The following is a 13,000-nucleotide window of genomic DNA, read 5'->3' as shown; positions in this document are numbered from 1 at the left end:
TTTAATTTCAATTCTTATACTTATTATACCCCCTAAGGTATTTAAGTCAATGAATGTGAATCAAGAAAAAACCACACGTAGGCTACGTGTGGTTCAAAAATCGAGCAATGAATCCGATTTGGGTTGCTCGTCTTCCTCCATCGGAATCCCAAGGAAAGCCGCCATCTGTCGATCGAGTGGTGGTTTCGTCTCATTCGCCGGTATCGTCGATTGTGTCGTGTCGACACTCTTCACACCTGACGTCTCTGCTAGAAGCAGTTCACAAAAGCCCATCAGCTTTGCTAAGTGACGCTTCTGTACTTCACCTGTTGACGATTCAACCTGTACCATCACCTGACGCATCTGGGCAATGACTTGTTGTTCTGTAATCATAGTCCGTACACATCCTTTACGCTACCATTTTGCAGGATTTCACCATCGATTCGCAAGTATTCTTAACGATTCCTTGTCTCAACCCATTTTAAAAAGGCGTCATAGTCAAAACGAACTTGATTCGCATAAAAGTTAGCCCATCTCGACAATTGGCGGATAAATAAAGATGGAGAATCACCAATCGCCGCGGTGATCCGTTCACTCGCCGTATAATCTAATACGTTTGAGGTCGCATCGGCCCGTGCGTGAATTTTCGCAGTGATTTGGGCTTGTACTTTTAACGTTTCAATGAGTGACGTTTCGTCTTTCATATGCTTCGCCTTTACTTTTCGTTTGTACGGCGAACGTTGCCTTACATAATATTCTTTTCCATCAATCGTTAAATACCCAAGATATGGGTCACGACTGTGAACCATTGCCCGCTGCGCGGCAACGACACGCGCCCCTTCGTGCGACAATCCGTTCTCAAATAGCGGGTGCGTCGGCAGAAAGAGAGATGGGACGGCGGACTGCGCCTGTTTCATCTCTAAAATGACATCCTCATCGTGCTCCTTGTCCGCTCCTTCAATCAAAATATAGTAACGCTCTAGACCGATGGAAGCTGTACCGCTTTGTAGCTTGATGGCGATGTCTTTGATTTCATAATGATCAGCGTGATGACGATGTTCATCTGACAAAGAAGATAAATAATCTCCCCATCCGGCCACAATTCTCTCTCGCACGTCCGATGAAAGTGGAATCAAATCCTCACTCGTAGAAAAGTAACGTTCTTCGTCCCGTACTTCCGTCCGTTCGGACATAAAATCATCTTTCTTTTTCTCCGCTTTTTTGATTACTTTTTTGACGGCTTTACACGTATTCTCTTTCGTAAACTGAATGTGTTCACTTTGACCTTTCGCATGTTTTTCAATCGCTCCCGCATATGACTCGGCAAAAGCTCGAATTGCCGCTTGACCATCAAATCCGGATTCAGCCGCAAATAAATCGACAGAAACCGCCATCCGCAACAAATCAAACAGATAGGAACCGATGTACGCCTCGTCAAAGTCGTTTACGTCATAAATGATTGTACCGGCACCGTCTTCAAATACACCGAAATTCTCAAAGTGTAAGTCTCCTTGAATAAACGTCGGGTAATCAGGGCCGGTATCAAATGCGATTGGAACTTTCGCAAAGTCGTAATAGAACAGGTGGGAGCTCCCTCGAAAAAACGAAAACGGGCTCGAACTCATCTTGTCATACTTTTCTTGTCTCGCCGTTTCAGATAGATGCCGAATCGACTGGTCATAAAAATCAAGGACGGTTCCGATCGTCTCGCTCCGAATTTGTTGTTTGACGGCTGTGAACATACGACTCTCCCCTTCACTTGTTGAATAAGTGTCTATATTCCCCGTACCCGGCTTCTTCGAGCTCATCTACCGGAATGAATCGGAGAGCGGCCGAGTTGATGCAATACCGTAGACCGCCAAGTTCTTTCGGTCCATCATCAAACACATGTCCGAGATGGCTGTCCCCTTGTTTTGAACGAACTTCTGTTCGAACCATATGATGTGTCGTATCCATATTCAAATCGACTTGTTTCTCTTCGATTGGACGTGAGAAGCTTGGCCATCCACAATTGGATTGGAACTTATCTTGAGACGTAAAGAGTGGTGTTCCATCGATGATGTCGACGTACAGCCCTTCCCGTTCTTCATTCCAATATTCATTTTGAAACGGTGGTTCTGTTCCATTTTCTTGCGTCACTTTATATTGCATCGGTGTCAAGCGCTCACGGAGTGTCTGCTGAAGTTTCCGGTCGCTCCATGCTTCTTTTATGAATTTCGCACGCCCCGAACCGACACGATACATCTCATAGCGGAATGGATTTTTTTTATAGTAATCTTGATGATAGTCTTCCGCTTCCCAGAACGTTTTCGCCGGACGGATGTCGACTTCGATGGAACGGTCAAAACGACCTGAGTCTTCCACTTCCTGTTTCGAACGCTCTGCTGCAGCCCGTTGCTCATCTGAGTGATAGAAGATGGCCGGACGGTACGATTCGCCGCGATCATTGAATTGTCCCCCACCATCTGTCGGGTCGATTTGACGCCAATAGATGCGAAGCAACTCCTCGTAAGAGATGATTTCGGGGTCGAACGTAATCTCAATCGCCTCTAAGTGTCCTGTTGTTTCCGAACAGACCTGTTGATACGTCGGATTATCCACATGTCCACCCGTATATCCCGAGATGACACGTTCGACTCCCTCATATTTATGAAACGGTTTGACCATACACCAGAAACAGCCTCCCGCAAATGTAGCTATTGCCATGATAAATCCCTCCTTACTTTGTAGTGTACCCAAAAACGTCGCTAGACAACAAAAAACGAGAACCACAAAATGTGTTCTCGTTTCAGTCTTCTTCGACCTGATTCACATGACGCATCACTAAAAATAAAATGACTCCTACAATCGCAGCCCCTAAAAGCGTCAATACAATATTATCTCTGGCCGATAAAGTATAAAAGATCGCTAATCCAATCAAAATGAGCGCAATCGGAATAAACGCTCGTTTAAAATGATCCCAGTAACGCACGGACAGTCCTCCTTTTCTCTTATCATACCAAACTTTCGATTTCGATAACGAAAGTTCTAAAAGATGAGGAATATCTCTTCGTATGAACAAGGGGTTTAGTGATATTGTCTTGAATAACCCTGAAGAGACTGACTTTTAGCCCGCATATTATTCTTATCTATTTCCAATAGGATACTATATACTATAACTAAATATTTCCATGCAGCATAAGGGGGAGCTTCGATGCTCACAATTATTAATGCGTTCTTCATCAACCTGTGTATCTTGTTTACGCTCTTCACAATTTCCTTTTTGCCGTTTCGCAATCGGCCTCGCTTAACACCACAATCTCCTTTGAAGGGGAGAGTCTTACTCGGGGTGCAAACTGGACTGATCGCTTTACTCCTATTAGGTAATGCGTTACCACTCGAAGGTGTGCTCATTGATTTACGCGCTATTCCAATCATGCTCGGTGTACTATTTGGCGGGTGGGTAAGCGGTGCTGTCGCTGGCATTATTTTATTAACAGGTCGGTTTTTTATCGTTTTATTGACAGACGGTTCCATGTTCGGGCTTTATCTCGCCGTTGCGACAATGGTACTTCTCGTCGCATCTACCAGTATTCTTAGAAAGCGGATGGATAATACGCGTCCGACACTACTTATTTTTATAACAATCAGCATCGCTATCTTTGGGTCGGCAATTTACGCTGCGTTGCCACTTAATTTATTCTATCCTGTTTTGATTGTATATACACTAATGTCTTATGGCGGAGCTTGTGCCGCCTATCGACTGCTGCTCGAATTGCGTCGCCATTTCGAGAACGTTCAGCATCAACAACAACTAGCACGCACGGACGCACTCACCGGAATTGCCAACCGCAGGCTCTTGAACGAAGCCATGGCCAACTTGACCGTCGAGGCAGAAGAGTATGCGTTAATCTTGGTTGATATTGATCACTTCAAACGCGTGAATGATACGTACGGTCACGACGTCGGCGATGATGTCTTGCGCGAACTCGGCATGCTCCTCGTCAACGAAAGCAATGAGCGGCATTTAGTCGGTCGCTTCGGCGGTGAAGAATTTTTAATCGTCATGCCTCACGCCAATCGAGAAGAAGTATCACGGCTTGCTGAATCTATTCGGGAAAAGGTTTCAACGTTCTCGTTCGAGACGAGCGTTGGTACGCTACACATTACCGTTTCGCTCGGCGCCTGCCATTCAAATGATATTGAAATCGATAGCGTGTTGAAACATGCGGATGAAGCATTATATCACGCAAAAGAGTCTGGTCGAAATCGTTTCATCCTTGCTTCTTAATGTGTCGAACGCTTCACACATGAACATATTTTCTCGCTTTACTTTCTCGAAATGAATCGTTACACTAGGCTAGACTTTGGTTCAGATTGGTACATCATGATTTATTCAGAAAAGGGGAAACATCGTTCATGTCAATTTTGCTATCTTTGTTTGGAATTATGTTTATCAGCTCGTTCGCGATTGACTATAAACGTGGCAAGACACTTCAACAATCAACGCTCGGGGGATTTCGTTCGATTCAACAAAACCTATGGATTTTCTTCCGTACGTCGCTTTCGATGATGATCGTCATAGGTCCACTCTTATTGATTTCAGGATTTGTGTTCTCCGAGTTAGTGGCATTCAACACCATTTCATCTTTCATCATCGCTGTACTCAGTATCGGCTTTGCTGAACGAATCGTCGGGATGACAGTGGCACCACTCATTCGTACATTTTGGCATCAGCGTGGTCGTCTCATGCCACTCTATCTAGATGCCTCTCTCTACGTGTTCTTATTATCCATTCTCGTATTAGAGTTTTTAATGAACATTCCCGGGATTGATCTTCAATCACCGTTCATCGCGCTATTCTATGCGTCCGCGCTCTTCTATACGAGATACTTGTTCAGTCTAATTCGGTTCACGGTTCAAAAAGGCGTCGCCTCGAACTGAACAGATGATTGATTTCCCATACATGTTTCCATGTGTGGGATTTTTTTCTGTATTTCTTATTGACAATGAGAATCGTTATCAACTATACTCTAGTTGTAGCTTCCCACAAGCTTGACGTGCACGTTCCCCAAACACATCACGTCACGTGGATTCCCCTCCACGACACTCTTTTTGAAAGCATTGCGACAACCCCCATTTGTTGCACCCATATTTGCCAAAAACAAGACGAGCAGCCCATCGACGGGGCTGCTCGTCTTTTCATTATGCGAACACTTCTTGCTCGATTTGTTTCAATTCATAGAACATGCCACGTTTCGTCATCAGCTCCTCGTATGAACCGACCTCGACAATCCGTCCAGCTTCCATGACGATGATTTGATCAAACGTCTCTAGACCCGTCAAACGGTGACTGACGAGGATGAGTGTGCCTGCTCCCGCTTGCTGTAACAGTTCAGAAAAGACATGGGCCTCCGTTCCTGCATCGAGTGCCGATGTCGGTTCATCGAGCAACCAGAGTAGCCCGTTTTTGAGAAGTGCCCGTGCGATGGCTAGACGTTGGCGTTCTCCACCTGACAAGTTTGCCCCTTTTTCAAGGACCGGTTCGTCTAGCAAGAATGCCAAACGGACGCGCTCAAGCGCTACGTTCATCTCTTCATCTGTGAAGTCACCGGCTAACGCCAGGTTTTCTCGTACGGTGCCGTAAAAGAAATGATTGTCTTGCAAGACGACGCTCGCATGACGCCAAATGGCTGTCTGTTTGACGTCGTTCAGGTTTTTGTCATCCAATCTTATCGCACCTTTTTCCGTTCGAACGAATGCTAACAATAGTTGAAGCAACGTTGATTTCCCGGATCCACTCGGTCCGACGATGACCGTCTTCGAACCGCTCGGGATGTGTAACGTCACCTCATCAATCACATCTCGATACGTATCTGGATAACGATAGCGAACCTCTTCGAAGGAAATCGACGGGGAAGCAGCGAAAGTCACGTCCTGTCGTTTCGCTTCAAACGCCTCAATCGCTTCACTCGGTTCTGTCACTTCAAACAAACGATCGGCTGCTTGCTTACTGTCTGCAAAGTGTCCTGGGAACACAGCCATCGGTGTCGTATTCTCAAACGCGGTGAGCGACATCATGATGAGCATTGCCAAGAATAAACCGTTCAAGTCTCCGTTTACCACCTGATACGCACCAATTGCCAATACGCCCCATGAGACGAGTAATGAGGCTGCGACGACGAGCGACGAATTAAAAAATTGATTCGTCGCGTCTTTCCGCTCCGCCTCCATGTAACGTTCACTACGCGTGTAGACAGCTTGTTTCGTGCGATCGAGTTGGTGATGAAGTTTCAAATCCCGGTGCCCGTACAGCATCTCTGTTAATTGAATCGACACATCCCCACGTAACGCACGAATCGTCTCATCATGACGAGCGCGAATTCGAGCAAATCCGAGCGGAATCAAGAAGCCGGTGACGAGTACACCGAGTAAAATCCATAGACTGACCGCAAATGAGAAGAAAGTGATAAAGAAGATTGTACTTAAGAAGACGAGCACGAGTATGATTGGCGGATAAAATACACGGAGAAAGTAGTTTTGAAGACTCTCAACATCTCCGACGACGCGCGAAAGTAAATCTCCGCTCCGATATTTTGCGAAAATAGAAGGAACGAGTGGTTCAAGTTGTCGATAAAACCGAACGCGTAGCTCACTCAAAATCGTAAATGTCGCTCGGTGTGAAGCAAGGCGCTCTCGGTAACGACTTCCTGCTCGAATGACCCCGAACAGTTTAATCAAAACGACGGGTACCATGAGCGCATATAGGGGCGGGACGAGTCCTGCCCGCGAGACGAGGTATCCACTTGCCGCAAACAAGGCGACCGCCGCTAATCCGGCTGCGTATCCAAAGAAGATAGAGAGAAGAATATCTTTTTTCTCGCGCATCATCCATTTTGTGATTGTCCAAAGCGAGTTCATCGACTCACCCCTTTCTGAAGCGCAAATAGTTCCGCATACTCTGGGACAGCGAGCAATGCTTCATGAGTCCCTTCTGCGATTCGCTTCCCGTCATCCATAAACCAAATCGTATCCGCCTCTTTGATTGTATGCAGGCGATGTGCCACCGTGATCAACGTTGCATCTTTGGAAAGCTCATCGATGGAACGTCTGACGATTCGCTCTGTTTTCAAATCGAGACCGGTCGTCGGTTCATCAAACAGTAAGATCCCTGGTCGTTTAAAGAAGGCTCGAGCGAGTGCCAGACGTTGTCTTTCACCGCCGGATAACCCAAATCCACCTTCCCCAAGCTCCGTCCAGATCCCGTTCGGCAAGTGTGCAATCACCTCAGATAATCCAGCTGCCTCGACTGCTTCTTGTAATTCCCGCTCATCGGCCGCCTCACCTAAAGAAATATTGTCGGCGAGTGTCCCCGCAAATAGATACGGGTTTTGAGAGATATACGCAATGTTTCCATACCAGGCAGACTCACCAAACGTATGAAGTGGTTCGCCGTCCACGAGGACGCGTCCCGACTTCACTTGCAGGAGTCCGGAGATGACGTTGAGCACCGTCGTCTTCCCAGATCCGCTCGCACCGACTAAAGCGAGGTGGGTACCGGATGAAATGCGACCACTCAACGGCTGAAGCGCAAAGCGCCCGCCTGCATATTCGAACGATATGTCCTCGAGTTCAAGGTCTGGTGTCCGTGAATCAAGCGACTTCGTTCCCCATTGAGTACGATCATCCGGGGCGTCTAGCACCTCAAAGATTCGATCCGCCGCGCCCATACTGCCTCGACCCGTATGGAAGGCGCTGCCTAAATCTTTAATGGCCAAGTAATACTCCGGTGCCAACACCAAGATTAAAAAGCCTGAGAAGAACGTGAGATTCTCCCAAACGACCATCTGTAGTGCGACTTCTAGTGCCACAACCCCGGTGCTGAGCATGGAGATAAATTCGAGCATGAGACCGGACAAGAATGCTGTCTTCAACACAATCATTGTCGCATCCCGAAAATCGAGGCTGCTCTTCTCGATTGCAATTGCTTCCTGTTCGGTACGGTTATAAAGTTTCAGCGTCGTCAATCCTTGCAGAACATCCAAGAACTTTCCGGAAAATTGATTCATCTTTTCCATCTGTTCTTCGGATTTTTTCTGAGTCGCGATCCCGATGATGATGAAAAACAGCGGGATGAACGGTGCCGTCACCATCATGATGACACCCGAAATCCAGTGTTGGCTAAAAACGACGACCAAAATGAGGAGCGGGATGATCGATGTCTGGATGACTTGTGGCCAGTATTGACTGAAGTAAGCGTCCACCTCGTCAACGGCATCCATGAACACACTGACCTTCTTACCAGACTGACCGGTCAAGGACGATTCGACCGGACTCGTGGCATAGCGATCCAACAATTGAAGACGTAACGTCTGTTTCGCCTTCTCGGATAGGCTCGCACCGATTCGGCCAGATACATAACCGAAAAGCGCCCGTACTAACAGTGCAACAACGAGCCAAAGCAATGCCGGGATGACAGCTTCGAATGATTCATCTTTTAAGAAGATTCGGTCGACAATGTCGACGATTAAATACGCTTGTGCCAAAATGGAGAGTCCAATCATGACCGCAGATAATACGAGTCCGCTGATATGGCTTCTTTCGGCGAACGCAAGGGCTTGCAGTCGTTTCACTGCATTCATCCTTTCTCTATTTACAGTTCAATTCTTTGTGAGATTCATCACTAATTATACAATATACCACGGTTTGAAGCGAATGCTCCGCTCGTTTGAGTATGTAAAAGACGCCCTCATCTGAGTGGCGTCAATCGATATCTTGCTCAAAATATTCAGGATGCCCGATGACGAGTTGGTGGGCATCGATACGAAGCACATCTTCTTTACGAAGTTTGGCTAAAATCGTTGAGACCGTCTCGCGGGACGTGCCGGACAAACGAGAAAGTTCAACCGCGGTGAAGGGACATCGGACACGCACGCCCTGTTCGTCGGGCTCCCCCAAATCTTCAATCAAAAAATGGAGCGTATTCAAGACGCGCTCTTTTGCACTCGGTGTGATAATCTCTTGGACACGCCGCTCATGTAAATCAAGAATACGGTTCATCTGCCCAATGATATAAAGCAACATACTCGACTGTGTGGACACGAACCGCTCGAAACGGTCCGTCGGAATATAGATGACTTCAATATCCGTCATTGCCTCGGCAGTATGGCGATAGTCTTCCCCCGTGAACAAACCGTTGTAAGGAAAGAACTGTTTCGGTTTTACATAGTCGGCGTAATGATGTGTCGCATTCTCATTCATTCGTTCGAGCCTAATGTAACCACTCATCAAAAAATACACACGCTCCCGTGGGTCACCTTCCATGAATAACAGTTGCCCTTTCCGATAAGTCCTACAATAGACGTGCGGGATGAGCTGTTCAAGCGTCCGACTTGAACATGTCGCAAAAAGCGTTAACTGTCGTAAATCATCGATAGTCCATCTATGTCGCATGTGTATCTCCTCATTTCCAATCAGATCTCTTGCTTTCATTATAGATGATATACCGTTGAAAACGCTTTCAAAATCCAACATTTTTCTGACATGACAAAAAGGGGTTTCCCCCCTTTTAGTCCAACATAAGTTCAAGTAGCGCGTCCTGCAAATCTCGATCGAGTTCTAACGCATGAAGATCAAACAACCATGCTTCGAGACGTGTCTTCGTTGTGGCCATCTGATACAGGCGATCTTTCAAGTCGTAGGCAATTTCCGCGCGGTCTAAAAACCGATAGAGACGGTCGAGTCGATGTGCGTTCTGCGTCACATCGACCGGAAGTGTCACGGTCTGTTCTTTCTTTAATTCACCGAATGGAATGTGTAACGTCTGTGTCTCTGCATCATAATCACCATCACCGACAACACCGCGGACAAGAATCGTCAACGTCCGTTTCGGCGGAACGAGAGTCAGGTCGCCCGACATCTCGATGTGTAGCGTACGTGCTTCCCAATCGAGCGTGAACGTCGTTTCGAGCGACGCCCCTGTTTCATAATCCCTACTTTCTCCGTCGTCCTCATACATCGTAAATGTATTTGAAGCACCTGGGAAGACGAGCACCTCTAATGCGCTCGGATTCCCCGTATCGTTTCCGTGCGGCTCGTGTGGCATCAGTGGAACGATAGCACCCGCTTTGGCGAAGACCGGTTGTTGATTGAGTCCACGGAACACACGAATCGTTTTATCTCCTTCATAGCGGTGTCCTGTGAAGAAATCGAACCATTCTCCCTTAGGTAACCAGACATTCGCCGCGGCGACGTGGAGTTTTCGGTCCATCGGCGTGACGATCGGGGAGACGACGAGTTCACTTCCAAAATAAAATTGGTTCGCCACCTGATAAGCCGCTTCGTCGTCAGGATGCTCGATATACATCGGTAACACGAGCGGTAAGGCATCCGCATGATTACGATAGTTCATCGTATACAAGTACGGAATGAGTTGGTGGCGTAGTCGTAAGAATCGCTTCATCGACTGTTCGGCTTCTATACCGAAACGCCAAGGTTCTTTGCCGTTAAACGTGCTGAACGTTGAGTGTAGACGCATGATTGGACTGAACACCCCATACGCGACCCATCGTGCGGCGAGCTCATCATCTTTTTTACCACGATGATGTCCACCAATGTCATGACTCCACCAACCGTATCCAATGTTCGTCGCCGTTGCGGTAAAATACGGCTGGAAGGCGAGTGATGCCCACGAGATGATTGTGTCTCCCGAGAATCCGACCGGATAACGGTGACTTCCCGGGCCTGAATAACGAGAGAAAATGAGCGGCCGCTTGCCGTCACGGGCAATATCAACCGCATGGTAGTGATTTAGCATCCATAAAGGATCTAGCCCTTCCATCTTCGACGTCGAACCCTGCTGCCAGTCAATCCACCAAAAGTCAACGCCGTCCGCTTCATGCGGATGATGCATCTGTTCGAAGTACGCTTGAATGAATCGCTTGTCTGAAAAATCAAACGGGATTCGGTCTTCCGATGCCGGATCGATCCCCATCGCTTCAGCCATCGCCGCGTAGTCGTCTTCAAACGCACGTACCCCGTCTGCGGGATGCAGATTCAGCGTCACCATCATCCCTTCGTCTTTTAGCCATCTGAGGAAACGCTTCGGTTCAGGGAAGAGGTTTTTATTCCAGGAATACCCCGTCCAACCACTCCCGTACTCTTCAGGAATGTCTGTCACATGCCAGTCCATGTCGATAACACTGACTGAAAACGGTATGTCTTCTGATTTAAAGCGACGCATCAGCGCCTTATACTCTTGTTCGTCATACCGCCAGTAGCGACTCCACCAGTTCCCGAGCGCTTTACGAGGAAGCATCGGCGTCGGACCCGTCAACGTGTAAAAGTCTTGAAGTGCTTGTTTATAATTATGTCCGTATCCAAAGTAATAGATGTCATGAATTCCTTTTCGTCTCGGTTCGACGAATCGATCTTCCGTCATCAAAAAAGAGGATGAATCGTCAATGATCGCATACCCTTGTTTCGAAAGAATCCCTTCCTCTAATTCTGTCGCCCCGTCCACATGGTCGAGCGTCCGCGCCGTTCCTTTGAGTGTCCGTTCCGGACCGTTGAACATGTAGCGGCTATAATACGTACTAAAATTCCCTTTCACGTCCACATAGAGCGTATTCGGCGCGAACGGACCTTTCGTATAATATAAATGAACATGTTCCGTGATGATTTGAAGTTCCGTCTCATCTTCAACCACTCGGAAATTTGGCACATCAAATTCCCGATTCCACGCAACTTGGGTGGCGCGGTCTTCAAAGACGCCGTCTTCCGCGTACTCCATTCGAATCAACTGACTCGTCAACACGGTAAAGCGATAGCAGCTTCCCTGCACGATCGCCTCTCTTTTTGCTTTTGGTTTCATCCATGACTGATACACATGATTTTCTTCAAATAGGCGCATACATACGAGCGTTTCCGCTCTCCGTCACTTCCTTCCTGAAATAAGTGCAAACGTTTACACTAAATATGATAGCAATCTCATTTTTGGCATACAACTTTCCTTCCCCTTGAATCTGGACAGAAAACAAAAAGTCGCAAACGTTTCACGTTTGCGACACATTCTTATTGTTGAAGAGAAGGGGCCAAGCGGACACGCGTACCGGCATCCCCATATATGGCCGCTAATGCTTGATCGAGCGAGGTGATAATGGCGACCCGGTTTGTACCAGACTCCGCGAACTGCAGGGCCGCTCTTACTTTTGGCAACATGCTACCCGGAGCGAACTGTCCTTCCGCGATGTATGTTTCTATTTGTTCCTTGGACGCCTCTTGGAGCGCCATCTCACTCGGCTTCCCAAAGTTGACATATACATGTTCGACCGCAGTCAAGATGAGAAGCGCGTCTGCATTGACGAGATCGGCTAGTTTCGCAGCAGCGAAATCTTTATCAATAACCGCCTCGATACCGACATATCCTTCAGGCGTCTCCATGACGGGAATGCCACCGCCACCGGAAGCGACGACGATGTGACCTGATTCGACGAGTGTTCGAATGACCGTGTGTTCAGCGATTTTCATCGGTACCGGACTCGGAACGACCCGGCGATACCCTCGTCCTGCATCCTCTTTAAACACGTATCCTGTCGTTCGTTCAAGGTGAAGTGCCTCTTCCTCTGTATAGAACGGACCGATTGGTTTAGTCGGATGGTGGAACGCACTATCGTTTGGGTCGACAACACTACGCGTGACAAGAGAGGCCACTTCGCGTTCAAGGCCACGTGCACGTAGCGCTTTCGTCAATGCATTTTCAAACCAATATCCAATCATCCCTTGCGTCATCGCTCCACATACGTCAAGGGGCATCGCTGGCGTTGCTGGACTATCTGAGGCGGCTTGTTGCAACATCAGATTCCCGACTTGCGGACCGTTCCCATGCGTGATGATGACGTCGACTCCTTCTGCGATGAGTGAGGCAAGAGATTCCGCTGTTGCCTCCACCGCTCGCATCTGTGCTTCAGCTGTAGCATCTTTCCCTTGTTGAATCGCATTACCACCCAAGGCGATGACCACACGTTTCTTTTTCATATCTATA

At 47.7% G+C, this 13,000-nt stretch carries 11 protein-coding genes; 2 read left to right on the top strand and 9 right to left on the bottom strand.

The window, feature by feature from the left end:
• Positions 1-93: 93 nt before the first annotated feature.
• The 4 genes from P400_RS0104020 to P400_RS0104005 form a co-directional block, all read right to left on the bottom strand.
• A complete protein-coding gene (locus tag P400_RS0104020) occupies positions 94-372 on the bottom strand; it encodes a DUF5327 family protein (protein ID WP_026824962.1) in 279 nt (92 codons plus the stop codon).
• Between the two features lie 62 nt (positions 373-434).
• Positions 435-1,721, bottom strand: coding sequence for a DUF2252 domain-containing protein (locus P400_RS0104015; RefSeq protein ID WP_026824961.1), 1,287 nt, complete (start codon positions 1,719-1,721; stop codon positions 435-437).
• 13 nt (positions 1,722-1,734) lie between these two features.
• Complete coding sequence (gene msrA, locus P400_RS0104010) at positions 1,735-2,685, bottom strand: peptide-methionine (S)-S-oxide reductase MsrA (RefSeq protein WP_026824960.1); 951 nt, start codon at positions 2,683-2,685, stop codon at positions 1,735-1,737.
• An 82-nt stretch (positions 2,686-2,767) separates the two neighbouring features.
• Positions 2,768-2,950 carry a hypothetical protein gene (locus P400_RS0104005; RefSeq protein WP_026824959.1) on the bottom strand — a complete coding sequence of 61 codons (183 nt, stop codon included), beginning with the start codon at positions 2,948-2,950 and terminating at the stop codon, positions 2,768-2,770.
• 222 nt (positions 2,951-3,172) lie between these two features.
• Here P400_RS0104005 and P400_RS0104000 point away from each other — a divergent pair, with 222 nt between their 5' ends.
• A complete protein-coding gene (locus P400_RS0104000; RefSeq protein ID WP_026824958.1) occupies positions 3,173-4,249 on the top strand; it encodes a diguanylate cyclase in 1,077 nt (358 codons plus the stop codon).
• A 128-nt stretch (positions 4,250-4,377) separates the two neighbouring features.
• Positions 4,378-4,902 (top strand): hypothetical protein, encoded by a 525-nt coding sequence (locus P400_RS0103995; RefSeq protein ID WP_026824957.1) that lies wholly within the window; start codon positions 4,378-4,380, stop codon positions 4,900-4,902.
• Between the two features lie 261 nt (positions 4,903-5,163).
• Here the strand turns inward: P400_RS0103995 and cydC are convergent, their stop codons facing one another.
• The 5 genes from cydC to arcC all read right to left on the bottom strand — a co-directional run bounded on the left by cydC (position 5,164) and on the right by arcC (position 12,993).
• Positions 5,164-6,879: a thiol reductant ABC exporter subunit CydC gene (gene cydC / locus P400_RS0103990; RefSeq protein ID WP_026824956.1), complete on the bottom strand. Its 1,716-nt coding sequence runs from the start codon at positions 6,877-6,879 to the stop codon at positions 5,164-5,166.
• The gene (gene cydD / locus P400_RS0103985; RefSeq protein ID WP_026824955.1) at positions 6,876-8,600 is read right to left on the bottom strand and encodes a thiol reductant ABC exporter subunit CydD; all 1,725 of its coding nucleotides are present in this window, start codon (positions 8,598-8,600) and stop codon (positions 6,876-6,878) included. Before cydD ends, cydC begins: the two co-directional genes overlap by 4 nt.
• 121 nt (positions 8,601-8,721) lie before the next feature.
• Positions 8,722-9,411, bottom strand: coding sequence for a Crp/Fnr family transcriptional regulator (locus tag P400_RS0103980; RefSeq protein WP_026824954.1), 690 nt, complete (start codon positions 9,409-9,411; stop codon positions 8,722-8,724).
• 115 nt (positions 9,412-9,526) lie between these two features.
• Positions 9,527-11,869 carry a glycoside hydrolase family 31 protein gene (locus tag P400_RS0103975; protein ID WP_026824953.1) on the bottom strand — a complete coding sequence of 781 codons (2,343 nt, stop codon included), beginning with the start codon at positions 11,867-11,869 and terminating at the stop codon, positions 9,527-9,529.
• Positions 11,870-12,030: 161 nt separating this feature from the next.
• On the bottom strand, positions 12,031-12,993 hold the full coding sequence (arcC, locus tag P400_RS0103970; protein ID WP_026824952.1) for a carbamate kinase: 963 nt from the start codon (positions 12,991-12,993) through the stop codon (positions 12,031-12,033).
• Positions 12,994-13,000: the final 7 nt, after the last annotated feature.

Source organism: Exiguobacterium marinum DSM 16307, from assembly GCF_000620845.1.
GTDB classification, from domain to species: Bacteria; Bacillota; Bacilli; order Exiguobacteriales; family Exiguobacteriaceae; genus Exiguobacterium; species Exiguobacterium marinum.
The sequence above is the reverse complement of the archived record's forward strand: the minus strand, read 5'-3'. Positions and strand labels throughout refer to the sequence as shown.